This is a genomic window from bacterium, from assembly GCA_029210545.1.
Classification (GTDB): domain Bacteria; phylum BMS3Abin14; class BMS3Abin14; order BMS3Abin14; family BMS3Abin14; genus JARGFV01.
Genome location: JARGFV010000012.1, coordinates 14909 through 39450, shown reverse-complemented (window position 1 = coordinate 39450; position 24542 = coordinate 14909). Strand labels below are relative to the sequence as shown.

The window sequence follows — 24542 nt, the reverse complement described above, 5'->3', positions numbered from 1 at the left end:
TTTGCGAAGTCATCAACTTTATTTGCCACACAGTTAGCTGACATCTCATTTGCATCATGAATAATGCGGGCTAGCCAGGAGCCTGGCCTGCCCGTCGTAGCTGAAAGCGAAGCCGGGTGCCATCCCAGCGAAAAAAGCAATAAAGTCAGTCGAGATTCCGGGGGTTCACTTACTATCCAGTTTTTCCAGCATCTCCGACAGTTCAGCAGCCAGCGTCGGCGCTGTCCCTTTCAGCCCCTCGATGTGTGCCGCTGCCCCGTCCCTGTTCCCTTCCAGGTGAGCCGCGAGGACGATCCCACGGTGGACCAGGGGATCTGAAGGATCGACTGCAAGAGCCGCCCGGTAAACAGCCCCCGCCTCCCTGGGCTTGCCCTGCCCCAGGAAAGCGCGGCCCAGCCCGAAGTAAGGGACGATCTGCCCCGGATGACCTTCCATGGCCTTGAGGTACATTTCTCCAGCCTCCGGGAATCGCACCAGCTTCTCGAGGGAGCGTCCCAGCCCCATAAGGGCATCGAGGTGGTCCGGATCGACCAGCAGAACTTTCCGATACGCTTCGGCGCTCTCATCGTACCGGCCCAGGCGGGAAAGAAGGTTACCGGCGTGGATACCGGGCATCGGATCAGCCGGGTCCAGCTCGGTCGCCCTGTTATAGGCGTCGAGGGCCTCCCCGCTGCGGCCCAGGACATCAAGGGCCACTCCCGTGTTGGCCCAGAGCCGCTGGTCTTCGGGAGACAGCTTCCTCGCCGCTGACAGAACAGTGAGGGCCCGCTCGTGTTCGTCGAGCTTCATGTAGGTGGAGGCCAGGTTGAGCATGGCTTCGATGTAGGTGGGCTGGAGCCGGATGGCCTCCAGGAAGGCCTCGATGCCTTCCCGCGGCCGGCCCGCCTCCACAAGGGCGATGCCCAGGTTAAAGTGCATGTTGGGCACGGAACCCTTTCCAGACTCAACGGCGTGGCCAAACAGTGTCACTTCGTCCCGCCACCTGCCGGAATGAAGGACGGCACCCAGAGCCAGCAGCAGCAGGAGAACCGATAAGGCTGCCCTGTAAAGGTCCCGGACCGTCACCCGGGACCGGAGGATGTCCAGGGCAAGACCGACGGCGAGGGCCGCGCCCACCGACGGCAGGTAGCAGAACCTTTCGGCGATAACGGAAAGCCCCAGGCCCACCACCCCCGACACCGGTGCCAGGAACGCCAGGACCCAGCCAAAGGCAAGGAACCCTGCGTGGTGATGTTTTTTGCCGGCGAGGGAAAAGCACAGGGCGGCAAACCCCGCGAAGGCAAGGATGGACAAAGCGCTGAACTCCATGGGGACCGGTGGGTAGTAGACGGCAAGGGGCCATGGGAAGAGAATCAGCCGCAGGTAGGAGGCGACGTTGACCGCCGCCTCCCCTGCCATGGCCGCAAACCCGCCTCCCGCACCTGTGGCTGTAGAGGACCATCCCGGCCCGAATCCGATATCCAGAAGGGAGAGCCTCGTAAAGATCACGATCCCCAGGATCACGAACCACCCGGCGATCCACGGCAGGTCCCTGGCAACCCTCGACGCCTCCCTTTCATCGGGGGAGGTCCTGAAGACCAGGACCCATGAAACGGCCACCGCCGGGAGGACGAAAGCGATCTCCTTGGCCAGGCAGGCCAGGGCGAAGGAGGCCATCCCGGCCACGTACGGGACCCAGCGCCACGGATCCTTACGCGACCTCAGCCAGAGGATCGCTGTTATAAGAACAAAAAGGGCCGCCAGGAGATCGGTCCGCCCCGAGACGAAGGCCACCGATTCGGCATGGACCGGATGGACGGCAAAAATGAGGCTGCCGAAAAGGGCCGCCATCCCCCCGGGGACGAGCAGTTTGATCAGGATAAACACGAGTACGGTGTTCACACCGTGAAGCCCGACGTTCACCAGGTGATACCGGAAGGGGGAGGGCTCTCCCACCGGATCGTTGATCCACATGGACAGGAACGACACGGGGCGGTAGTAGCCGGAACTGTCGGTGGGGTCGTCGGGGCGGGCGATAAATTGTGTGGTCAAAAGCCCGGCAGGCCCCGCCTCCCGGATCACCTCGTGGGCATAGTGGATGATGTGGATGTCGTCCCAGACAAGATCATGCCCCAGGGTGCCTGAAAAAACGAGGACAGCCGCCAGGAAAACGGTAACGAGGGGCAGCAGCTCCGTGTCCCTGTATTTCCCTGATACCGCTGTCCACCGGGACCTGGCCATCACCGGCTCCTCCCTGTGGCCATTCTGACCTTCACGGCCAGCTCCGGATCCGAGACATCGAGCCCCCGGATGAGGCGGTCCGCTTCAAACCCCTTTCCCGAAACCCGGTACGCATGGATCAGCCCCGTCCACGCCGGAACAAGGGACGGGTCGGTGGCAAGGGCCGTCTGAAAGGCGTGTACGGCCATGGAAGGCCGGCCCGTGTCAAGGAGAAGCCCGCCAAGTTTCATCGCCGCCCGCGCGTTTGCCGGAGCCACCTCCAGGGCCTTCAATAGAGCCCCCTGGGCCAGGTCGGGTTTACCCAGGGCCATGTAGGACTCGCCGAGACCTTCGTACGCCACGGACAGGTCCGGTTCACGGGCGGCCGCTTCACCGAAAAGCCGGGCCGCCTCACCGTGATCCCCCTTTCCCGCGGATATGAGGGCCAGGGCGACGAGGGGCATGCCCGACGAGGGGCCGGAAACCGCCGCCCGTTCGTAGGAGCTGACGGCTTCCCCGGTCCGGCCCAGGGCCGCCAGAACGTTTCCCATGTTCAGGGCCGCCTCCCAGTCGTCCGGTTTCAGGTCCAGCAGTTTTTCGAAGTCGGCCAGCGCTTCCGCGCTTCGGCCCATCCTGGATGAAAGGTTCCCGCGGTTGAACAGGGCCTTGTCCCATTCGGGAACAAGCTCCAGGGCACTGTTGTAAGCCTCCATGGCTTCCTCGTACTGCCCCTCGCGGGCGAGGACCACTCCCAGGTTCAGATACGGAGTGGCGTAGGCGGGATTACTCCCCAGGACATGCCGGTAGATCCGGACTTCATCCGTCCAGGGAAGGGTGTGGAAAACGGTCCAGGAGGCCAGGAGAAAGACCCCGGTTGTCAATAACTTTTTCACTGCCATCCGTTTTCGCTGTTTCTCGGCCAGACCTGCCGCCAGGATCCCCGCGATCAGGCAGATACCTGCCGAGGGTATGTACGCATACCGTTCAGCCGCCACCACCTGCCCCAGGTTGAAAAATCCAAGGACGGGGAAGGTAAAAACCGCCCACCACGTGATCCCCATAGCTGCTATGTGGCGCCTTTTACGGAAAGCCGCTCCGACAGCGGCGATAAAAAGGGCCGCACCGAGAAAGGTGGTTCCTCCAAGGACAAGGTCGCTTCCCGCCCAGTGGGACCGGATAGGGAACGGGTAAACCGCCAACCGCATGTTTACCAGGAGGATCTTCAGGCTGGTCCAGAAGTTCGCGTCCGGCCACAGAGCGCCCGCTTTGACGGTTCGTACCCCGTTGTCCGCCTCCCGGGCGAAGACTGCCGCTCTTGCCAGCAGCGCCCCACCGGCCGACGCCGCCAGGAAAACGGCGCCGACCACCTGTTGTCTGTTCGGCCGCCTCCACCGGAGCGCCTCCCAGCCCACGAGGGCGGCCGGGAGCATGAACGCCGTCTCCTTGGTGAAACAGGCGAGCAGGAACGAAAGGGCAGCCGCCATCCAGGACAGGAGAACCCTTTCCTGCCGATCCTCTGCAGGGGAGACCCACAGGATCGCGGCAGGAAGGATGAACATGAGGGCCATGAGGTCCATCCGGCTGGACACGGCCGATACGGCCTCCGCGTGGACGGGGTGGACCGCGAAGAGGAGCGCTCCCGCCAGGGCTCCTGGCCTGCTCCCCAGGATCAGGTTGAAGAGAAAAAAAACGAGGACAGCGTTGATCCCGTGGATCAGGACGTTAACGAGGTGGGAAAACCACGGGGAGCCGCCCGTCAGAACGACATCTCCCAGGAGGCTTCCCATCATCACCGGCCGGAAGTACCGTGCGCTCTGCACGGTTTGAACGAAGAAGCTGGTCGTGAAGAGCTGGGAGACCTTGCCGCCGGACAGGGCCTCATGGACCCTTGTCACGAGAGGTGGATCATCCCAGGTGTAATCGAAACCGAGGGTCACCGCAAAAGTCAGGACAGCCGCCAGGAAGATAACCACCGCAAGCCGGACCGTGGTGAAACGCTTTGACCGGGCTTCCCCGGGATGATCAACAGTGGTTAGGATGACCGGATCTCCTCCATGTGCACGCTGCGCTTCGCTCGGGTTTTGAGTTCAGGGTTTTGGGTTTTGGGTGCAAATCTCAAACGCCAAACATTCTTTGCGGGCCGCTTCCACATCCAGGGCGATCTGCCGGGAAAGTGTGTCGACATCGGGAAAGGGCCGCTGGTCCCTGAGCCGCCGGAAAAAGGCGATGGTCAGGGTCTGCCCGTAAAGGTCGCGGTCAAGGCCGATGAGATGGCCTTCCAGGGCGGCACGGGGACCGGAGCCGACAATACCGTGACCACCCTCGAAGGTCGGTGCCGGACCAACGGACAGGGCCGCGGGACCTGACGCCTCGCCGACCCTGTACCCGCCGGCGTAGACACCATGGGCCGGAACGAGCACCCCGTGGCAATCCAGGTTTACCGTGGGGAAACCCAGATCCCGACCCCGGCCCTCCCCCCGGATGACCGTGCCCCGCACAAAGTGGGGCCGGCCAAGAAGCCGGGCCACTTCGCCTACATCGCCCCGGGCAAGGGATTCCCGCACCCAGGTGCTGGACACAGGGCGGCCCTCTATCATAACGGGACCGACCCCTCTCACGGTTAACCCGGCCCCCTGGCCGAAACCGGAAAGCCATTCCATATCCCCGGAGCGTCCCCGGCCAAAGCGCCACCCCTTTCCCGCCACCAGTTCCCGGATGCCTATCCGTTCCACAAGCATGCGGGCGGCGAACTCTTCGGGGGACATGGAGGCAAGCTCCTGGTCGAAATCGAGGACGATGGCGGCTTCAAAACCCGTTTGCCGGGCGATGCCCAGCCGATCGTCCACCGTCATCAGGGGAGCGGGGGCCGCCCCGGGGTTAACAATCGTCAGCGGATGGGAGGCGAAGGTGAGGAGAACTGCGGGCAGGCCGAAAGCCCCGGCACGGGCCACGGCAGTGGCGAAAACCTCCTGGTGGCCGAGGTGAACGCCGTCGAAGTTGCCGACCGCCGCCACACAACCGTTGGGAAACAGCGTGGAATCGGGAAGGACGTTGACCACTTTCACCTCAACCATCCTCCTGACGGGAAACAGGTTCCCAGCTGCCGCCCGATTCCATGAAAAAGCCCACCGGGTCTGTATTACTTTCCTCGAGAAGTTTGCGGATGCGCTGCAGATCGCCGGGGTCAATGCGGATCGCCAATCCGCAGTCGCTGGAGATCCTCCTCGGTTTCATGACAGTCCTGTGCCTCACCCCGGCCTTTTCCAGCAAGCTCTCCGCTTTCAGAGTCAGGTGGGCGGTGGGGAAAACGACGACAAGGTCCTGGTCAGGCACCCCTCATCTCCTGCAGCTGCGTGACACCTTCCACGAGGGCCTGGACATCCTCTTCCGTATTGAAGACGCCGGGGCTGACCCTCACCGTGCCCTCGGGCCAGGTGCCCAGGGTCTTGTGGGAAAAGGGGGAGCAGTGAAGACCGACCCGAACGTGAATACCTTTCACCTCAGCGAGGAACGTGGCCACTTCGGCGGGATCCATATCGTCCAGCCTGAAGGAGAGGACAGCCAGCTGGCGGACGGGGTCGCAGGGACCGAAGAGATGCGCCCCCGGGATCGGGCTTAGCCCATCGATGAGGACCCTCATCAGGCGGGCCTCGTGCTGCCGGATCGTGTCCAGACCTTTTCCGGTGATAAATTCCACGGCCGCTCCAAGGGCGGCGATACCCGGGATATTGGGAGTGCCGCTTTCCAGGCGCGCCGGCAGCATCTCGGGCTGACGCCTCAGGGAGGAATGGCCGCCCGTTCCCCCCTCGACGATCGGCTCGAGCTCCACATCAGGACCTACATAGAGGAACCCCGTACCCGAGGAGCCGTAAAGGGCCTTGTGCCCGGGAGCGGCCAGCAGGTCGATCCCGTCCCGGGTAACATCGACAGGCAGGACACCGACGGTCTGGGCTGCGTCGGCAAGGAGCAGGGGTCTCCCCTCTCCCATGGCTCGCAGAGCCGGCCCGACCTCACTGACCGGCTGGATGGTCCCGGTGACGTTGGAGGCGTGGGTCATTACGACGAGGGCTGTTTCGGGCCTCACCGCCTCCAGGATGGCAGAGACCGTCACGGTTCCGTCTGTTCCAGCCTGGACCCTCGTCACCTCGACCCCTTCCCGGTCCTCGAGACGGGCAAGGGGACGGGCTACCGAGTTGTGGTCCATGGAGGTGGTGACGACATGGTCCCGGCTCCTGACCAGGCCGGCGATGGCAAGGTTCAGGGCCGCGGTGGTGTTGGGCGTGAAGATGATGCGGGAGCTGTCGGCAGCGCCGATGAGGGAGGCCAGCGACTCCCGCGTGTCGAACAGGACCTTTTCACTGCGGACCCCTGACCCGCCCCGTCCCGGGGTGGAGGGGAATTCGGTGGCGGCCCACACCATCCGGTCGATGACCTGGTCCGGTTTGGGCCAGCTTCCCGCCGCGTTGTTAAGGTAGATGATCTTATTGCTCATGGTTGTTTCCATTGTTTCTGCCTGCATATCATCAGCCACTGTTACAAGATAAGGGGCACATGGGGTCAGGGGCCAGGTAGTGCCCCTTGAGGTGGTAAACCGCTCCCCGGCATCCTCCCCGGCACATCGTCAGCTCAGGGCACCGGACGCAGACTCCCGGCATCTTCCCCACATCCGTGCGCACCCGCGCGCGAAGAGGGGACGCCCATATTGCCTCCAGCTCCTCCCGGCCAAGGTCACCCATGGGCACCCCGAGCGTCTCGCAAGGATACACAATGCCCTCCCCGTCGATGAAAGCGATGGCGTTGGCGGCCTCGCACCCCGACGGCTCCATACTTTCCAGGCCGAGGGCCCGGGTCAGGATGAAATCGTGAACCCTGATCTTCCCCGGCTGGAGGAGAGCCGCTGCGCTCCTGACCGCCCCGAAGAGCCCATCATCCAGTTCATCCGGATCGGGGAAAGTCCCCCCCTCTTCGCTGGTGATAACATCGGCCGGACGGTTTGGCAAGGTGACCGAGCACCCGTACCTTGCCGCCAGTTCCAGGATGGGAGCAAGGTGACGGAGTTTTCCACGAACGGGGTACCAACGCAGGGCGGCCCTGGCCGGGTCGGCGCCCGCGAACCCCCCTGATGCCAGGGCCATGGCCTCGTCCGGACCCCTGACAGGAAACTCCCACCTGTGCACGTCAAGGGCCGGCAGGGAGGCCGTCTGTTTTCTCCACCCGTTGTGGATGACCACCACCGGGATCCCCTCCCAGGGAAGGCCGGTGGCCGCCAGCTGCTCCACGTCCTCGACGTGAACGGTGACGGCTAGGGGGTTGGCTTTCCTGATGGATTCCACGATGGCCGGTGAGACTTCGGAACCCGGCCGCCAGTGGATACGCAATGGGAGATCGAACTTCAGATCACTCATTTGAAACACCTTTACAACCAAAAGCTAACTCACCGCAGCGCGATCAGCTTTCAGATCGCTCCACAGGGTTTCACAGGGGAGATCAAAATAAAGTTTATTAGGTTCACCCGGTTAATGCGTACCTGGGTGGTGTCACTTCAAGACCCGGAAGGGCACTCACCACAGAGCTCACAGAGATCACAGAGGAAACCAACGATCCTTCCCCTCACCTGACCTTTCCCATTCGGGAAAGGCATTTCTCCGAAATCGGCAGATGGAGCCTTCAAGGCCGGGATCAAAGCCCGCTTTCATCCCGGCCTTGAAGGTCCAGCCGTTCAGGTAAGGGAAAGATGATCTCCATGCCGGCCCGGGCCTTTCTCTGTGTAACTTCGTGGGACGGGCGGCCTACCAGCGAGCCGCCTCCCTGTCCTCTGTGTCAATGCTTATAAAACCCCTGGCTCCCCCAAAATTTCTGGTCACCAGATACTCATTTGCCCGATGAACCGTTTTTTAAAACCCGGTAATTGAGCTGCGCTTTTACCCTGCGATGCGGCCTTCAGTCGGCCGCACTGCGTTCCCTGCGGTAAATGAACCAGCTTTAGATTATCCTTTGGACTTTGGACTTTGGACTTTGGACTGACCTTCCTCCACCCAGCAGTGCGGGTCCGGGTCCTCGAAGCTCCCCGTCATGGCGAAGGCCCGGGCCGAACAGCCGCCGAGACAATCCTCGTAACTGGAGCATCCGGCGCACTTGCCCCGGGGCGTCTTGGACCGCATCTTTTCCAGTATGGGAGAGTTGAACCAGATCTCGTCGAAATCGTCGTTCAGGATGTGACCGAGAGAGATCGGGATGAAGCCGCAGGGGGTTATCCGGCCGTCGGGTCCGATGTGGAGGCTCAGCTTGCCGCAGGTGCTGCCCTTGACCGCCGCGTCGGGACTGTACCCCGGCAGGGCAGCCATGATGGGATCGTCGAAGGAGATGGTCAGGTCATCGAGCTTCTCCCTGACCGCCAGGGCCCCGGTGTAGAACTGACCCCACTGACCGGGCGTCAGGTCCAGTTCCTCCATGTTCACCAGCCCCTTGCCCGAACATTTGTAGTTGTGCAGATACAAGGTCCCCACTCCCTGTTCCCGGCAAAGACCCACCATCTCCCGCCAGTTGTGAAGGTTCCCGCGGTTGATGACGCACGAAACGGTGCTCCTGACGCCCGCCTCCCTCAAATGTCCAAGAGCCTCGACAGCGCGGACGAAACTGCCGGGCCGGTCGCGGAACCGGTCGTGGCCGGCAGGTTCAGGGCTGTCGATACTGATCCCCACGCTGTGAAAGCCCGCCTCCCGGATGCGCCCGGCGGCCCCCTGGTCCAGGAGCCATCCGTTGCTGTTCATGGTGACCTTGAGTCCCCGGGACACGGCGTGGCCCGTGATCCGGTAAAGATCATCCAGCAAAAGGGGCTCCCCACCGCCGAAATTGATGAACACCACCCCCTTTTCCGCCAGGAGGTCGACGATCCTGAAAAGCTCGTCGAGGGAGAGGGTCCCGGTGTCAAGGGCGCGGCTGTAACAGTGGCTGCAGGTGAAGTTGCACCGGTAGGACAGGGACCAGTTGACGGTCAGGGGCGCCGAGAGAAGGTCGCTACTTTTCATCGATCAGCCCCTGGCCCGCCATCTCGTCCAGGAAGAGGTTCACATCCTCCGAGAGGGTCTCCGCGTCCACCTCGAACATCCCGATCAGCTCTCCCATCAGCCCTTCCCGGTCGAGGGAACCATCACACAGTTTCCAGATCTCACCGCCCAGGAGGTTAAGCTGGTGCATGACGCCTCCGGCAAGGATGGTGACGGTCCCCACATCCTGCGCCTGCTCGTCTTCCTCAACCCTCGCTGGATCCTCCAGAACCTCCCGTACATGCGCCTCCCGGTGGGACTCAACGCGCCAGTTAACGTCGGGGTTGCGAAATAATTTTTTCTGCATCTTTACCTCCGGAAAAAATTATTGATTCCAGATTCCAGATTCCAAATCAATCCCTTCAGATTGCTTCGTCCGGGAACAACTCGCAATGACGACACGATTTCCCCACTCCGCACCACGCACTGTTCATCTCCCTGTCACCGCGTCCCCGCGTCGGCTTTTCTCCGGGCTCCTAAGCTTTCCGGTAAAACCTTGCGATCCCGAAACAAAAAGCTAAACCAAGCAGTACCGCCGCCTTTCCGAAGGGTGTCGGCCCGGCCGAGGTGCTCGCAATGCCCCACAGGTGAACGATCGCTCCTCCCGCCACCATGCCCAGGACGACCACCGAAGCGTCCACCGATCCTTCGCCGCTCAGGACGAGCTGACGGAACGGGCATCCGCCTGCAAGGACCGACGCGAACCCGACCAGTGCCATCCCGAGGAAGTTCCAGAGGTGGTCGGGGTGGGATCCGGGCTGATCCAGCAGTCCGGGATTAAAGACGCCGGAAAGGACACTGACGGAAAGGGCCGCCAGAAAAAGGGCGGCGAGTCCCCGCATCAGGACGGTGTCCCGGGCCAGGAAGTAGTTGGAAAAGCTCCCCGTCACGCAGAACCGGGACCGCTGGGCCAGGGCACCGATGATCAGGCCCGCTGCGAGGGAAATGACAAGAGGTGCCCTCCGTGCCGCCGGACCGGTGTCCCCGGCCAGGAAGAGCCCGCCCACCGCTACGGACAACCCGAAACCGGCCACGATCACGAGCGGGAGCAAGGAAGCCTGGAACGCTCCCCCGCCAGGCGTGGGTGCGCCGAGGTCGAGACCGGCCCTGTAGCAGCGGACCCCGATCCAGACACCGAAGGCAAGACCCGCCACTCCGGCTACAGCCGTAAGATCCCCGGCTCCCAGGCGAAGCATCATCTTGATGGGGCAGCCCATGAACACGGAAGAGCCTGCGATGAGAAGGACGCCCAGGACGAAACCGATCACGGGGTACGTGCCCGAACGGGGACGCATTTCCCTCCCGGCGAGGGCCATGAGAAAAGCGCCTGCAACAAACCCTGCCAGCTCGGGCCTGAAATAGGACATCCTCAGATCGTGGTGGAGTCCGAGGCTCCCGGAAAGGTTCTCCACAAAACAGGAGATACAGATCCCCGAGTTGGCCGGGTTACCCCACAGGGCCAGAGCCGCCCCCAGCCCTCCCAGGCTGATACCGCTGGCGAGGATGAGGAGTGTGTCGGAAGAAAGCCGCCTCATTCGCACCCTCCGGCAAGGCGCCTCACGAGGAAGTAGGCCGCCCTGAGAATGTCCTGTTCCTCACCGGTAAGGCCCTCTGCCGCTTTTTTCACCCTCAATCTTGTCAACTCCCGGCCCGTCACCCCCCCGATCCTGGCTCCGAGGTAGAGGGAGGACCCTTCATCCAGGTAATCGGGCTGAAGCCGGACGGCGCGGGCATAGTCCACGAGAGCAGCCGATTCCTCATCCATATTTTCGTGGTACCGGGCAGAGAGGGCCCACACCTCGTGCCGTCGGGGGAAACGGGCCGTAAGGTCGTCCAGCCTGCGTCCGGGATCCCGGTCGCCATCCACCAGGCGGCGGACCTCATCCATGGAGGTACGGAAAAGCACCCCCTCGCCGCCCTGGATCTCCTGGGGCCTGAGTCCCGCCAGGCCGGCGCCGGCGTCCGGTCCCCGGGAAGGAACGAGGAGGATCACCACTGCCGCGGTGACACATAGGATCGCGAGGATTTCAGTAAATCTGTCAATGGATCGTCCGGTCATTTATTTCTTTCTTGGGAATTTTGCTCAAAATTCCTGGTACGGGGGCATCTTCGTCTTTCTTGCCATCTCCCGCACACGATCGAAATCGGAGTCCTCGATGGGGACGAACCCCTCCACACCGGCGCTTTTGAGGACGGACCTCACTTCACCGTCAAGGGCCACCGTGTCTGCCGGAAGGAGGTTCAGGAGCAGTGACCGGATCCTCGCGGCCCTTTCCGGAACCACGCCGGGGGCTATCCCGAAAACGCAATAGGGGATCGGGTCGCTTTGGGCGATGATACGCAGGTCATCTGGACCGATCTTGCCGTCGCGGATCATGAACTCAAGATCCAGGAGAGGAACGGCCGCAGCGTCGTAAGCTCCCATCCACACACCGTAAACCACCTTCTCATGCTTGTATGCTCCCCCGGGAATAGCGTAGTAATCGAGATCCATCTCGGGATCGATCCCGGCATCCAGGAGAAGCTCGTACTGGGAGAGGAACCCGGTGGGGGCCAGCTGGGGTCCGAAAGCCATGCGCTTCCCCGCAAGGTCCGCCATTTCCACGATGGGGCTGTCGGCCTTGACCACGATCCCCCCGGCGCTCATGAAGCCCAGGCTGCCCCTCTTTTCCCCTGCGAGGGGTTCAAGCCCCTTCTCACGCATGATCACGTAGAGGAGGGAGTTGGTGTGGGTGATATCCAGGTCACCCTTTTCGAAGGCCTCCGGTACCTCGAAGGTGTTGAGGTAGACCGGCTCGAAGGGCAGTCCGGTTTTTTCCTCCAGGTAGCGGGTCAGGGGCTCGAAGCGGCTCTTCGTCTCCCCGAGACCGTCGCAGATCATGTACCCGATGCGGATGGGCTTCGCATCGGTAACAGCCTGCTCTGCCGGCGCTTTTGCTCCAGGCTGACACGAGGTGAGGGCCACAACCAGGCTGACTGCCGATAGAACTCTCAATATTTTCATCTCAGATCTCATAGGCTCGCTTCGGTCAGGTGCTCGCTTCGCTCAGGTTCCACGTTTCACGTTTCAAAACTATCGAATCCAAGATCCAAGGTCCAAAATCCAGGAGAAAACATTACAAAAAATGTCATCGCGAACAAAAAAACGTGTGAAGCGATCCCGGGACTGCCGCGCTCGGTTCCGGCTCGCAGTGACAACCATGAAGGTACGTTTCTCAGCTCTTTTCCCCCAAGCCCCCACGCTCCCATGCCCCCACGCGCCGCGTCTCCGTGTCCTCAAATAGAGATATCTGATTCCACTTTCCACCTTCCACTTTCCACCTGGCGGCGATCAGCCGGCAGCTCAAAGGTCCCCTTCTCTGAGCATATCCAGGGCCACCTTCCGGGCGCCTTCCCCTGCCTTGACCCTGGCAAGGCCCTTTTCCCAGGCTTCCGAAGACAGCCCGGAGCCCAGTTTTTCCATGTAGCGCGGCACCAGGCTGAACTGCAGTTCTCCCCGGGCGTCGCTGCCCATGGCAAGGGTGAACACTCCCTGGCCGGTGTCGATCCCCGGGAGAACGATCACGATGCCGTCCGGGATCCTGTCACGGGGTACCACCGGAACCAGCGCCATGGGGGCCTCCTTTTCCGTGATGTCCCGGAAGCATTCTTCCACGGAGCTTCTGGTGAAAAGCTCCGTATCCCTTCCCAGCTGCTCCTCGAAATAGGCGGCCACGACGTTGCCCGCGAGGTCGGCAACCGGCCCCCCGGAGTGGGCAATGGGGACCGATTTCCCCATGTGGTGGCCAGGGGCAGGGACCGCCGTCACGGCGAGGAAAACAGCAGTGAGGAAAAACCTCAGAAGAGCCATTTGACCAGGCCTCCAAAGACGACGATGCCAAGAAGGATCATGGGGATCAGGGAAGGCCAACTGCCCAGTCCCCGTTGGGCGACCATTTTACGGTAAACCACGAGGGAGGTCACCGTCCCTGCCGCCATGACGGCAAGGGCGACAGCCCGCAGGGAGGCGACGGGAAGCAGCAGATCAGGGGCCGGAAGGATGCCCAGTTCGAAAACCGCCGCATACGACGCCATACCGGCAGGATCGGCCACCGCCAACGGCAGGTAGGCCGCCTTGGCGTTGATCTTGACCAGGGCCAGGACCGCGTGGGAGGCCAGGAGCAGGGGGATCACAACGCCGGCGTAAGTCGCTGAAAGGCCCCGGACCGTATCGGTTTCCAGAACCCGCTCCTCTTCATGTTTCCGCTCTTCCGGGTCCGCGTTGGCCAGCCACACCCGGAAGGGGAAACCGTTTCCACTGTTTTTTTGCTGAGGGAGCCTTTCCGGCGGGCTGTCCTGGACCTGGATCCTGCTGTGCCCCCACCTTGTCACGGCAGCTGCCAGGAGGAAAGAGAGCAGTGGAAGGACCAGGACCAGCCAGAGGAGAAAGGCAGGGCGGGCAGCAGGACCCAGAACAGGGGCCAGCCACCTGACCGGGGCAGACAGGACCATCTCCGATGAGGGCCAGAAACGGGAAAAAGCCAGGATGACGAACCCCATGAGGACCGAAACCATGACCGTATCGGAAAACCTCGGGTAGGTTTCCCTCCAGAGGGAAGCCACCGGCGCGCGGGGATAAACCGCCACGTTGTCCCGGGGACATGCCCGCATGCAGTTGAAACAGCCCAGGCATCTGTCCGATCCACCCATGTCCCAGACCTTGAGGTTCACGGGGCAGGGATACCGCCGGAGCCGAAGGAGGGTATTGAGCCTGCCGAACCGTCCCCGCAGCCATTGGGCGGCTCCGCGGACGCATTCACGGCCTTCACATGACCGGCAGACGCTCTCTTCCCTGACGCCCACCGTTACCGGAGCGACACGGCCGTACAAGCCGAGCATGCCCCCTATCGGACACAGGTAGGAACACAGCGACCGGCCGGCGAAGACCGACCCGATGAGCACAGCCGACCCGGCCCATCCTGCGAGGTACCAGGCGGTCAGGGACGGGTAATGATGGATCCGGGTCAGCCCCATGAGGAAAACGGTGGCTACCAGCACCCCCGCCTTGAGGTGCTGGTTTCTGAAAAGAGCCGGAAAAGGTCTCCCCAGGCCGTAACGGGCGACAACTTCGTTGACGGCCCCCAGGGGGCAGAACCCGCACCAGGCCCGTCCCGCCAGAGGAGCCAGAAGCACGAGGCCCATGAGCCAGAACACCCAGAACAGGAGGTTACCGAGGTTCGTGTACATGAGCGGGTCGGGCACCTCGACACCCGGGATGGACCGCCTCCCCCAGGCCGCCGCGGCAACCAACGCCATGGCGGCCAGGGCCAGGAGGCGCACAGAGGTCCACCACCAGCCGCTCTTCAAAAACGCCGGAGCGAACCCCGCCATCCTCCCTTGCGCCGGGTTCGTGGTGTCCAGCTGGACAGGATATGCCGATTGAGTTTCACGCTTCACTGTTGCCGTTTCACTTTCCACTTTCCACTTTCCACGCTCCACGCTTTACCGGTAAAGGTTGTAAGGGGAAACCTGATTTCCCCCATCGTCCACGTACAGGACCGGCTGTCCCGTCAGGACCTCGAGTGAGCGCGCCGCCCACTCCCTGACAACCGTCTCCGGGTCATCCAGAGCCGCAGTAAGGGCAGGAACCGCCTCCGGGTCCTCGAGGCTGCCCAGAGCCTGGGCCGCCTGCCGCCTGACCGGCCACCTTTCGTCCGAAAGGGCGCCCAGGAGAGCGTTCAGCCCCCGCCGGTCTCCGATCCTGCCGAGAGCCCAGGCTGCCGCGTCCCTGTTGGCTCCGGTCACCGGGATCAGCAGCTCGACCCCGGCCCTGGTTCCCAGTTCGCCGATGACCCTGATCCCGGCCCGCTGGCTGACCTCATCCTCCCCCCGGGAAAGGAGGGGCAGCACCGGTCCGGCTGTTTCAGGACCCATTTTCACCAGAGCCCGGACTGCCGCCTTGCGGAGCTCCATGTCCCGGCTTGAAAGGGCCCTGACCAGGTGCGGCACCGCTTCCATGGCCCCGATCTCCCCCAGCGCCTGGGCCGCTGCATAGGGGCGCTTGTCGGCGTGGTCAAGGAGTTCGATCAACGCCGGGACACTGGCTTTTGAACCCATGCTCCCGAGGGCCGCGGAGCACGCCTCGACCACCGCGGCGTTACCGGATTTCAAACCGGTCATCAACCACGGCTGGGAACCGGCCCCGATCTCGATAAGCGCCCTGTATGCCGCAAGGGCCGCCTCCCTGTCGGCGGAACCCAGGACCACAACAAGTTTCCGTCCAGCCCGGTCATCGCCTTTGTGAGCTTTCTCGATGAGAGTGGAAATGTCCTCGTTCGAACTACAGCCACTCAGCATGAGCAGAATGAGGACAGTGGAAATTAATCCAAGATCCAAAATCCAAAATCCAGAATGCTTTCTTATCTCAACTCTCATATCTCAAATCTCAGAAGAGAACGTACGTGCGTTGAGTGTTGGTGCGTGCGAATGCTTTTACGGACACACGCTCCACGGAATCACGGACGCACGAGAAGACCCTCACCAGACCTTGTGCACCGTGATATCGACATCCCCGGTCACCTCGCCCTTACGGACGACGACGCCGGAGGGGTCTACAGTGCCTTCATCGTATCGGCCGAAAAGATCCCCGATCTGGGGGGGGCCCCCGAAACGATCCCGGGCCGACAGATAATATGTCCCCCCTCTCTTCACAGGGACAAAGTATTTCCCGTCCGCACCGGTCCGTTCACTCACGTATTTGGGACGCTCGGACATCTGGATGTGGTCGTATACATGGACCCGTGTCCCCTCGACAGGGTTCCCGTCGGCGTCGGACACCCTTCCCGCGATACCTGTGGCGTTCTCCTGGGCTGAAGCCGGGAACGCTTTCTCGTTGGACACCTTGATGACAGCTGTCATGGATAAAACGACTTTCTCCTGGCCCTGGCTGACCTCAAAGGCCACCGGTTCGCTCCGGTAATCCCCGATGAGCACCGGACCGGCCGATTCTCCCGATACCCGTTTCCTGGCCACGGCCAGGTACTTCCCTGGCTTCAGGGATAGGGAGAAGGAACCGTCGGTGGCCGTGGGTTCCGAGATGACCCTCGCCGGGCCGAAGATGTCATCGCCCTCTTGGTAGATGTAGACCAGCGCATCGGCGAGGGACACCGTGACGGTGCCCGTTACGGTAGCCGGCCGGGAGGGCTGATGGGACCCGCACCCAGGGACCAGGAGTGCGGCAGCGATCGCGAAGATGAGGACACGGGTACCGGCCCTCACGCCAGGATCTTTAAAAGTCCAGCGGATCATACGGATCTCTCCCGTCTGCAGTGGTCCCGCCGGCGCCCCTGGAGGGTCTGTCGACAAGGACAAGGTCTGCACTTGTATCGAGGACATGATGTTCCGTGAAGGTGTTGTCGAAAACACTGATACTGAACGGTACGGCAAGACCGGGCACAAACACGGTGTCATCAGGGTCCGAAGTGTCGAGATCCCGCACGAAAAGGACCTCCCACCAACCGTCGGCCCAGCGGCTTACGGTTCTGACGTGGCCCTGGCGACCGGAGGGCTTTTCGATCTCCCGGTACGGCACCGGCCCGCTGCCCATGGGATCGGGAACCGTCGTCAGGATCGCCTGGCCCTCGTCCCCCCGTTTCCCTTCAAGGTCCACCACCATGTCGTCGGCGCGGTCAAAAGGAGCGGTGACACCGGCGCGCCAGCGCCAAAGGTCCAGGATCCCGCCCTCGTGTTTCATCCCCATCCGCATCTGTGTGCCCCCGTCATAAACGTCCACCTCGATCATGTGGCAGGCCCTCTGGCAGCGGAACTCCTGTCGCGTACCGGAACCTGCTCCGGCGGATCCCCACAGGACGGCCAGGCCGTCATCCTCCCCGGGACGGGCAACCCAGCTGTCGGTCCCCCTTTCCCAATGACCGAGATCCCGGTCCTCGGTAGCGTCGGGCCATCGGATCTTCAGGTACAGCTCCCGGTCGTTGTGAAAAGCCTTCAACCTCACCTTCACCGGATCCGAATTGGCCGGGCCGTGATGGCACTGGGCCGTGGAGCGATGGGACGTCTCCTGATCCAGGGCCACGATCTCGGGCCTGAGGTTGACGTTCCCCATCCACACCTCGAGGTCCAGGGGAACCGCACGCTCCCAATTGGCCTTCGTCGGTTCGCCCTCGATCCTCATGGCAGGCAGGGTGTCTCCGCCGAAGGGGCTGCCGCAGCCGGACAGTATAAAAAGGAGGATGAGCAGCTTCGCTCCGGCGCTTAGGGCTGTTTTCATATATCGAGTGTGAAGCAATGACTGTACCAAAAAGACCAGTACGAAGTGCGAAGTGCGGAGTGCTAGGGAAAACCGGCTTCTGATGGCTGGTTCTGGTGTCTGGCGAGCAGCGTGTCGGAAAACCTCGATCACCCCAACGGCGTGATCGCAGGTTTGTCGGCAGATCCGAAATCCGCGGCAGACAACATGTTTGTATGAATTTCGGATATAACCATTTAATTTCGCTCGTTTTTTCATGGTTGTCCTGCAATTGTTTTCGACAAACCATTTCCGGAAGGCTGACGAGGTTCTCCGACCGTCTCCTGAAACTGGAACCAGATACGGATTACTTCAGTAATCCGTATTTCCCCATTTTGTAGCGTAAGGTAGTGCGTTTTATACCCAGATCACGGGCTGTTCCGGTCTGGCTGCCGCCGTTTCGCTCCAGGGTTCTGACAAGGATCTGTCTTTCCATGGACTCGAGGATCTCGGTCAGGGTCCCGATGGGTACGGTAACCGCTTCACCGGACCCCTTCTCCCCCCTCACCTCCTCCGGCAGGTCCCTGAGGGTCACGGCGTCTCCCTTGCACAGCACAACGGCCCGTTCCATGACGTTCTCCAACTCCCTGACGTTCCCCTCCCAGTCATACGCCCCGAGAGCATTGAGCACCTCGGGGGGAAGCTCCCCCAGTTTCTTGTTCATCTGGCCGCAGTATTTGTCCAGGAAATGCCGGGCCAGGTGCTCGACATCCTCCCTGCGCTCCCGGAGAGGGGGAACCTGGATGTGGACGACGTTGAGCCGGTAGAAAAGGTCGTCCCGGAACTTCCCTTCCCGCACCATGGTCTTGAGATCACGGTTGGTCGCCGCCACGATACGGGCATCGCTTCTCAGCACCGTGGCTCCCCCCACCCTTTCGAACTCGTGGTTCTGGAGGAAACGCAGCAGCTTGACCTGGGCCTGTTGTGGAAGTTCGCCCACCTCGTCGATAAAAAGGGTACCCCCGTCAGCCAGCTCGAAACGTCCTTTTCTCGAAGCGATGGCCCCGGAAAAAGCTCCCCGCTCGTGACCGAACAGCTCGCTTTCGAGGACACCCTCAGCAAGGGCGCCGCAGTTGACCACCACGAAGGGACGGTCCGACCGGTCACTGTGGTCGTGGATGGCCCTGGCCACCAGCTCCTTGCCGGTGCCGGTCTCTCCCTCGATGAGCACCGAGGCTCTCGACGGGGCGACGCTGAGGGCCATGTCCACCACGTCGCGCATTCTCCGGGAGACACCCACGATCCCCTTGAGATCGTACCGATCCCTGATCTGGGCAAGGAGCATATCCCGTTCGTCGATGAGACGCTGGCGCTCGAAGGCCTTGGCTACCACGATCTTCAGCTCGTCCATGGCGAAGGGCTTCGTAATGTAGTCAAAAGCACCGGACTTCATGGCCTGGACCGCCGATTCCACCGTGGCGTAGGCGGTGATCATGATCACCGGAAGCCGGGGCACTGTATCCCGGAGCCTCTTGAGGAGTTCGATCCCGTCCATCACCGGCATGTCGATATCGGCGATGACCAGGTCCCACTCCCCGCCCTGGATCGACTTCAGAGCCTCAGCTCCATCGGCAACGGCCCTGGACTGGTATCCCTCCTTTTCCATGACCCGTGTCAACAGGCTTCGCATCCCCGGTTCGTCGTCTACGATGAGAACCTTGTAACTCATCTTTATCTCACCTTCCTTCGGCAACTTTCCTTGGGATCAACCGTTTAATAACTGCCCGGTGACTTCACTCCAGAGCCCCCAAAAGCTGTTAACCACAAGGTACACCCGACTACGCTTTCAGCTACGACGGGCAGGCAGGGTAACACGGGGTAAGGCATTCAAATCCGGGGAAGGACATTTAAGCCCTTCCTTGACGTTTCTTGACCCTGTGAAACCCCGTGGGGCGACCTGCAAGACGGTCGCGCTGTGGTTAGTTTGCCTTTGCCGCTTTAACAGGAGCTGCTTTGGGCCCCTGATCCGGCAATGGGCAGCCAGATCTCGAAGGCGCCGTCGGGACCGGGCACACAGCGGGCCCACCCATCGGCCTCCTCCACCAGCTTCCGGCAGATGGAAAGTCCGAGTCCGGTTCCCTCTCCTCGCCGCTTGGTGGTGTAAAACGGGTCGAACACCCGTTCCTCCATGCCTTCAGGAACACCGGAGCCGGTATCGCCGATCCGTATCAGGTACCCTTGAATCCCCTCGACCTCCACCTCCAGAATTGCCACGGTGATGGTCCCCTCTCCTCCCATGGACTGGGAAGCGTTCAGGATGAGGTTCACCAGGACCTGCCTGAGGGAATCCGGGTCAGCCCGCACCACCGGCTGCCTTCCGGTGGACTCCATATCCCATGCGATACGCCTGAACGGTCTTTGCTCCCTGAGCTGATCAACCAGTTTCGTGACGAGGATCTTCAGATCCACCAGCTCCGCAGTCCCCCGGCTGGGGCGGGAAAAATCCAGGAGCCCGGCGATGATCCTTTTGCACCTTTTCGCCTCGTCCCGGATCACCACCGCATACTCCCCCAGGGGGCCGGCGGACGGGGCCTCTTCCATTAGAAGCTCCGCGTATCCCATGATCACCCCGATGGGGTTGTCCAGTTCGTGGCTGACACCGGCCGACAGCTGTCCCAGGGCGGCCAGCCTCTCCGAGCGGATGAGCTGCGCCTGGAGATCCGTGAGCTGAAGGTTCGCTTCCCGCAGCTCCCGGTTGGCCTCCTCGAGGCTCGACCGGTGTTCGGCGAGGGACTGGAGCATGTTGTTGAACTGCAGGGACAGCTCCTCGATCTCGTCGCCGGTGGAAAGTTGAATGCGGAGGTCCCGGTCCCCTTCCGCAATCCTCCGGGCCGAGGAGGTCAATATCGAGACAGGCCGGGTCAGTCCCCGAGACAGGAAGGCCGAAAGGGCGGCTACCATCACCATGAGACCGAGAGATACGAGGACCACCCTCTGGACGAGGTCAGCCGTTTTCAGATCAAGGGAGGAGTACCCGAACAGGTACCGGACGGCTACCGGTCTCACACCGCCGAGATCGGTCACCGGTGAGAGCACATCGAGGTACCGCTGACCGTTTGCCTGGAAACTCCTGGCGACAGGCTCCGTGGAGCCGACGACCGCCTGGACCGCCTCATCCGCGCCATGGGGCCAGGCGCCTGTTTTCAGGTCCTCTTTCCATCCAGGTGTTGAAAAAAGGGCCCGACCGCTCTCCGTGAGGATCATGATCCCCAGGAGATCCTCGTTGCCCCTGGTGATATTGGCCACCGCACCGGATACCCTGGGATCGGTCCCGCCCGCGAACTGTCCGCCGAAAGCCCTGAGGACATCCAGGCTCGTGTACCTTGCATAGGCGGAGTTTCGCTCCAGGAACTCCTCCTCCCAGAGATGAGCAGCCGTACGGACGGTGGCGATAGCGGTCAGGAACACCGAGCCCGCCACGATAAGGGTGGAGTAAAGAAGGATCTTTCTGGGCCAGCTAAGCCTCAACACCCGGAATCCGCCGTGGACTTCGTCCGAAGCCGGATTTCGGGTATGATTGTTGAAATTCGCCCTGTCCTTCATGACAGCAGGTTAACCTCCACAGACAAACCGTTTCTTTTTCAGGAGTCCGACAAGGTTCCCGGACGGTTACCTTCATCCAGCGCTTTCAGGAGCTGCCCGATGATCTTGTCCCTGTCACCGCGTGAAGAGAGGTGCACACGAAGGCGCCCTCCCTCCCGGATCACAACGGCGCAGCTGTGACGGGTAAAAACGGCACCGGTGGCACCCAGGAGGAACAGGACGCTTCCGATCCACACCCCCATCTCGCCCGGATCCCTGACGAACTGGAAACCCACGTAGGGCAGGCCGAACCGGTCTTTCCCGTAATCGGTGAGATAGATCCTTACCCCGTCCCGGGTCATGGGGTGGTTTATGGATATCTCACCGGACGCCACTTCAAGCCCGTCCACGAGAAGGGCAGCCGGCGCCAGAACCTGGCGCTCAGGCCATGTCGCATAGGCTACCGGGACCAGGGCCAGTCCGGACTGGCCGATCTGTTCGCCGGCACCGAAGGTCGTCCCCCCGGCTCCGGACCAGCGAGCCGTGAACCCCTTTTCCTCCGTGTGGAAGCGGTCCAGTGTCACCCGTCCGGCAAGGCCGGGCACGGTAAAGGAAGCCCCCTCATGGGTGGTGATCAATTTTCCCTTCTCACCCGTATCTATTTTCAACACACCCAGCCTCACGCCCACCACGTTGGGGACGACCACCAGGTCGTCGACCCGCACCTCGAAGGGCAGAGGCACCTCGTCCATCACCTTCCAGCTGAAGGCGGTGCCCGCGGTATCCCCGACGTAGATCCGCTGGGTCATGACAAAACCGAGTGCAGAGCCGGCAACGGAAGCGATCATGACGATGAGCAGGCTCACGTGGGTGAAAAGGATAAAAAGGTAGCTGACGGCCCACCTGTGGAAAAGGCGGTCCGGGTCGTGCCCGCTCTCCCTGAACCCATGGGACCGCAAAACAGCGATGAGGCGGTGTTCTGATCGATCGCCGTCGGGAAGGTCCAGAACGGACGCCCTCCCGAGGGCCGCCTTTCCCCTGTAGGAACTCACCATGCCGGGAATCCGGCCCCACATGCAGGCGACCATATTCACGCACAAACCGACCAGCAGGAGCCCGAACCACGGGGAGTGAAAAAAGTCGACAAGTCCGGCGGCTGCGGCGATCCGGGCGCCGGCAGAACCCAGGATCTCCTCCCATCTCCCGGTATCCGGCCCTTGAGGGAGGAAAGTCCCAAAGGCGGACATGACGGCCAGAAGGAGAAACAGTGTCAGGGTCAGTTTGGGGGAGCCGAGTCTGTTAAGGAACTGTTTCATTTATTCCTACGGTTCACTGTTAATAGGGTCGCAAAAAGTCCAATCCGGGACTTTTCGCTCCACGGAAAGGGAAAAGCGTCGTTTTCCCTTTCCTTACAAATCAATGACTTACAGTGTGAGTCATTGATTTGGGCGCCCCGCGCGGGGCGCGTTGATGGACTTTTTGCGAGTCCATCACTGTTCATCCTTCACGGTTCACTGTCTTTTGTTAACTTTCCGTCACCACCGGCAGGCTGACAATATTCTGTCATCAAAGCCCAAAAAAATATAGGTCCAACCGTAATACTGTTAAATTTCTGTCTGGGTTACAGTGAGTAGTTCACTGAAGACTGTATACTTCGAGCTGTGGATTCCTTCTCAGGAATCCACAGCTCGATCCTCCCCATCCCTCACCATTACGATGGCCGACCGGCTGTCCAGGGGGCACTTGTTCTCGCATATCCCGCAGCCGATGCAGAGGTCCTCGATGACACGGGGTCTTTTCACGATGACAGGCCCGTCAGCCCCTTCGACCGGGACGTCGTCAAAAACGATGGCCTTTTCCGGCGTCGGGCAGTGTTCCTCGCAAACCATGCACTGCTCCGGTTTGACAAAGGGAATACAGCGGTCCCGGTCGATGATCGCCGTCCCGATACAGACCGTTCGCTTTCTCACGGTGTCCAGGTGAGCGATGGCTCCGGTGGGGCAGACCTGTCCGCACAGGGTGCACGAATATTCGCAGTAGCCGAGACGTGAAACCAGCCGCGGCGTCCACATGGCTTCCGCCCCCGCCTCGAAAAGGGTGGGCTGCAGACCGTTTGTCAGGCACACCCTCATGCATTCCCCGCAGCGGAGGCAAAGTCCCAGGAAACGGTTCTCGGGGGCCGCGCCGGGCGGACGGATGAGGTCCGCCGGAAGGCCGTCGGGGTTGGCTGCCCTGCCCATGGTGAGGGGCAGCAGAACCCCCGCCCCGGCTGCTCCCAGAAAGCCTCTCCTTGTCATGGGTAGAAGAGGGGTCACCTGGCCCTGGCTGACAGCAGGTGCCGGCCTGTGAGCGATGAGTCCGTCCTCGCAGAAACCGATGCAGTCGTAGCACAGGATACAGTCCCGTTTCCGGATCTCCCGCTTCCCCTCACCTGTGATCGCTCCCATTCGGCAGGTTGGCGTGCACTGGCCGCAGGCGGTACAGGCCGGTTTTTCGATGGAAAGTCCCAGGGGGCCTGCCGTGGAGCACCATCCGAAAAAGGCACCCAGTGGACACAGGTTGCGGCACCAGAAACGGCGTTCCCTGAGTTCAAGAAGGACGATGAGAACAAGGATCAGCAGGAACAGGATCGTGTAACGGAAAACGGGCAGCTGGAAAGACAGGAGATGCTGCGTTAAAAACCGGTACACCGGTTCAGTGAGGGTGCTTACAGGGGGTCCGGCCTTCCACGCCAGATCGAAAACGCCATGGATGGACCTTTCCAGGGGGTGGACCACGCCCATGGCGAGGCTCCGGATGAGGATGGACAGGGGATCGAACAGGCCGGAAAGGTTCACGGCGAACACAGAGGACAGGAGCAGGATGACAAGGAGGATGTCCTTGACCGGGTAAAACCTGCCCACCGGTCCGGGCGACCTGACCTGGCTTACCCGGCCGAACATGTCCAGCAACCCGCCCATGGGACAGATCCAGCCGCAGAACGCCCGCCCGACCAGGAGTGTGAGAGGGACCAGGATCAGCACAGGCCAGAAAAAACCCAGGAGCCGCCGGCCTGCGGCCATGGCGGTGATCCCGGCCAGCGGATCGATGGTAAAGAACGCGTTCACCGGCCAGGAGATGACGTCGTCACCCGTGTACCGGGTATTGAAAAACAGGACCACGAACAGGATCCCGAAGATCCACTGGGAAATCATGCGTATCTTGCGCATTGCAGCAGTGTGACCGCTACTTCTGGACATTAATTTCAAAATCATTCACCACCAGTTCGTCACTTTTGGACTGTGACTCACTAGCAGCGTGTCGGGAAACCGTGACACGCTGCTAGTGAATTTTGCGGAAGATCTTTTTAACGTTTTTACTGTTAACTATTTCTATCCAATGGGTAAATCACTGTGGTGATTTACCCATTATCCTTTTTTCAAGCTATTCGTGGTTTCCATTTAAGGTCAGCAGCCCTCTTCTCCATGCAGCCATAGCTCATCGCTTTGCGC

Annotated in this window: 20 protein-coding genes; all 20 read right to left on the bottom strand. The window is 61.6% G+C overall.

Annotated elements, in window-relative coordinates:
• Positions 1-165 precede the first annotated feature (165 nt).
• The 20 genes from P1S46_02630 to P1S46_02535 all read right to left on the bottom strand — a co-directional run bounded on the left by P1S46_02630 (position 166) and on the right by P1S46_02535 (position 24245).
• On the bottom strand, positions 166-2220 hold the full coding sequence (locus P1S46_02630) for a tetratricopeptide repeat protein (GenBank protein ID MDF1535381.1): 2055 nt from the start codon (positions 2218-2220) through the stop codon (positions 166-168).
• The gene (locus P1S46_02625; protein ID MDF1535380.1) at positions 2220-4172 is read right to left on the bottom strand and encodes a tetratricopeptide repeat protein; all 1953 of its coding nucleotides are present in this window, start codon (positions 4170-4172) and stop codon (positions 2220-2222) included. Before P1S46_02625 ends, P1S46_02630 begins: the two co-directional genes overlap by 1 nt.
• 114 nt (positions 4173-4286) lie before the next feature.
• Positions 4287-5273 carry a riboflavin biosynthesis protein RibF gene (gene ribF / locus P1S46_02620; GenBank protein MDF1535379.1) on the bottom strand — a complete coding sequence of 329 codons (987 nt, stop codon included), beginning with the start codon at positions 5271-5273 and terminating at the stop codon, positions 4287-4289.
• On the bottom strand, positions 5266-5532 hold the full coding sequence (locus tag P1S46_02615) for a DUF3343 domain-containing protein (protein ID MDF1535378.1): 267 nt from the start codon (positions 5530-5532) through the stop codon (positions 5266-5268). The genes ribF and P1S46_02615 overlap by 8 nt, the downstream gene beginning before the upstream one ends.
• Positions 5525-6691, bottom strand: a complete 1167-nt coding sequence (locus P1S46_02610; protein MDF1535377.1) for an aminotransferase class V-fold PLP-dependent enzyme — start codon at positions 6689-6691, stop codon at positions 5525-5527. The genes P1S46_02615 and P1S46_02610 overlap by 8 nt, the downstream gene beginning before the upstream one ends.
• A 31-nt stretch (positions 6692-6722) precedes the next feature.
• Entirely contained in the window at positions 6723-7604 is an 882-nt protein-coding gene (locus P1S46_02605; protein MDF1535376.1) for an SPASM domain-containing protein, read from the bottom strand.
• A gap of 582 nt (positions 7605-8186) precedes the next feature.
• Positions 8187-9227, bottom strand: a complete 1041-nt coding sequence (locus P1S46_02600) for a GeoRSP system radical SAM/SPASM protein (protein MDF1535375.1) — start codon at positions 9225-9227, stop codon at positions 8187-8189.
• Positions 9217-9552: a PqqD family peptide modification chaperone gene (locus P1S46_02595; protein MDF1535374.1), complete on the bottom strand. Its 336-nt coding sequence runs from the start codon at positions 9550-9552 to the stop codon at positions 9217-9219. The genes P1S46_02600 and P1S46_02595 overlap by 11 nt, the downstream gene beginning before the upstream one ends.
• 169 nt (positions 9553-9721) lie before the next feature.
• Complete coding sequence (gene yedE, locus P1S46_02590) at positions 9722-10780, bottom strand: YedE family putative selenium transporter (protein MDF1535373.1); 1059 nt, start codon at positions 10778-10780, stop codon at positions 9722-9724.
• Entirely contained in the window at positions 10777-11304 is a 528-nt protein-coding gene (locus P1S46_02585) for a hypothetical protein (GenBank protein ID MDF1535372.1), read from the bottom strand. The genes yedE and P1S46_02585 overlap by 4 nt, the downstream gene beginning before the upstream one ends.
• Before the next feature lie 24 nt (positions 11305-11328).
• The gene (locus P1S46_02580; GenBank protein MDF1535371.1) at positions 11329-12249 is read right to left on the bottom strand and encodes a phosphate/phosphite/phosphonate ABC transporter substrate-binding protein; all 921 of its coding nucleotides are present in this window, start codon (positions 12247-12249) and stop codon (positions 11329-11331) included.
• Positions 12250-12588: 339 nt separating this feature from the next.
• Positions 12589-13095 (bottom strand): hypothetical protein, encoded by a 507-nt coding sequence (locus P1S46_02575; protein ID MDF1535370.1) that lies wholly within the window; start codon positions 13093-13095, stop codon positions 12589-12591.
• The gene (locus P1S46_02570; protein ID MDF1535369.1) at positions 13083-14681 is read right to left on the bottom strand and encodes a 4Fe-4S binding protein; all 1599 of its coding nucleotides are present in this window, start codon (positions 14679-14681) and stop codon (positions 13083-13085) included. Before P1S46_02570 ends, P1S46_02575 begins: the two co-directional genes overlap by 13 nt.
• A gap of 45 nt (positions 14682-14726) precedes the next feature.
• Entirely contained in the window at positions 14727-15620 is an 894-nt protein-coding gene (locus P1S46_02565) for a HEAT repeat domain-containing protein (GenBank protein ID MDF1535368.1), read from the bottom strand.
• Positions 15621-15761: 141 nt separating this feature from the next.
• Positions 15762-16532: a carboxypeptidase-like regulatory domain-containing protein gene (locus P1S46_02560; protein ID MDF1535367.1), complete on the bottom strand. Its 771-nt coding sequence runs from the start codon at positions 16530-16532 to the stop codon at positions 15762-15764.
• Positions 16513-17511 carry an ethylbenzene dehydrogenase-related protein gene (locus tag P1S46_02555; GenBank protein ID MDF1535366.1) on the bottom strand — a complete coding sequence of 333 codons (999 nt, stop codon included), beginning with the start codon at positions 17509-17511 and terminating at the stop codon, positions 16513-16515. Before P1S46_02555 ends, P1S46_02560 begins: the two co-directional genes overlap by 20 nt.
• Before the next feature lie 325 nt (positions 17512-17836).
• Positions 17837-19198, bottom strand: a complete 1362-nt coding sequence (locus P1S46_02550) for a sigma-54 dependent transcriptional regulator (protein ID MDF1535365.1) — start codon at positions 19196-19198, stop codon at positions 17837-17839.
• 269 nt (positions 19199-19467) lie between these two features.
• Entirely contained in the window at positions 19468-21072 is a 1605-nt protein-coding gene (locus P1S46_02545; protein MDF1535364.1) for a HAMP domain-containing sensor histidine kinase, read from the bottom strand.
• A 38-nt stretch (positions 21073-21110) separates the two neighbouring features.
• Positions 21111-22367: a cytochrome c biogenesis protein ResB gene (locus P1S46_02540; protein MDF1535363.1), complete on the bottom strand. Its 1257-nt coding sequence runs from the start codon at positions 22365-22367 to the stop codon at positions 21111-21113.
• A gap of 357 nt (positions 22368-22724) precedes the next feature.
• Complete coding sequence (locus P1S46_02535; GenBank protein MDF1535362.1) at positions 22725-24245, bottom strand: 4Fe-4S binding protein; 1521 nt, start codon at positions 24243-24245, stop codon at positions 22725-22727.
• Between the last annotated feature and the right edge of the window lie 297 nt (positions 24246-24542).

Excerpts from the sequence above, each read along its gene's own strand:
- P1S46_02630 (MDF1535381.1), bottom strand. The coding sequence starts at position 2,220 with ATGGCCAGGTCCCGGTGGACAGCGGTATCAGGGAAATACAGGGACACG.
- ribF (MDF1535379.1), bottom strand. The coding sequence starts at position 5,273 with ATGGTTGAGGTGAAAGTGGTCAACGTCCTTCCCGATTCCACGCTGTTT.
- P1S46_02610 (MDF1535377.1), bottom strand. The coding sequence starts at position 6,691 with ATGAGCAATAAGATCATCTACCTTAACAACGCGGCGGGAAGCTGGCCC.
- P1S46_02605 (MDF1535376.1), bottom strand. The coding sequence starts at position 7,604 with ATGAGTGATCTGAAGTTCGATCTCCCATTGCGTATCCACTGGCGGCCG.
- P1S46_02600 (MDF1535375.1), bottom strand. The coding sequence starts at position 9,227 with ATGAAAAGTAGCGACCTTCTCTCGGCGCCCCTGACCGTCAACTGGTCC.
- P1S46_02595 (MDF1535374.1), bottom strand. The coding sequence starts at position 9,552 with ATGCAGAAAAAATTATTTCGCAACCCCGACGTTAACTGGCGCGTTGAG.
- yedE (MDF1535373.1), bottom strand. The coding sequence starts at position 10,780 with ATGAGGCGGCTTTCTTCCGACACACTCCTCATCCTCGCCAGCGGTATC.
- P1S46_02585 (MDF1535372.1), bottom strand. The coding sequence starts at position 11,304 with ATGACCGGACGATCCATTGACAGATTTACTGAAATCCTCGCGATCCTA.
- P1S46_02580 (MDF1535371.1), bottom strand. The coding sequence starts at position 12,249 with ATGAAAATATTGAGAGTTCTATCGGCAGTCAGCCTGGTTGTGGCCCTC.
- P1S46_02575 (MDF1535370.1), bottom strand. The coding sequence starts at position 13,095 with ATGGCTCTTCTGAGGTTTTTCCTCACTGCTGTTTTCCTCGCCGTGACG.
- P1S46_02560 (MDF1535367.1), bottom strand. The coding sequence starts at position 16,532 with ATGATCCGCTGGACTTTTAAAGATCCTGGCGTGAGGGCCGGTACCCGT.
- P1S46_02555 (MDF1535366.1), bottom strand. The coding sequence starts at position 17,511 with ATGAAAACAGCCCTAAGCGCCGGAGCGAAGCTGCTCATCCTCCTTTTT.
- P1S46_02550 (MDF1535365.1), bottom strand. The coding sequence starts at position 19,198 with ATGAGTTACAAGGTTCTCATCGTAGACGACGAACCGGGGATGCGAAGC.
- P1S46_02545 (MDF1535364.1), bottom strand. The coding sequence starts at position 21,072 with ATGAAGGACAGGGCGAATTTCAACAATCATACCCGAAATCCGGCTTCG.
- P1S46_02540 (MDF1535363.1), bottom strand. The coding sequence starts at position 22,367 with ATGAAACAGTTCCTTAACAGACTCGGCTCCCCCAAACTGACCCTGACA.
- P1S46_02535 (MDF1535362.1), bottom strand. The coding sequence starts at position 24,245 with ATGATTTCCCAGTGGATCTTCGGGATCCTGTTCGTGGTCCTGTTTTTC.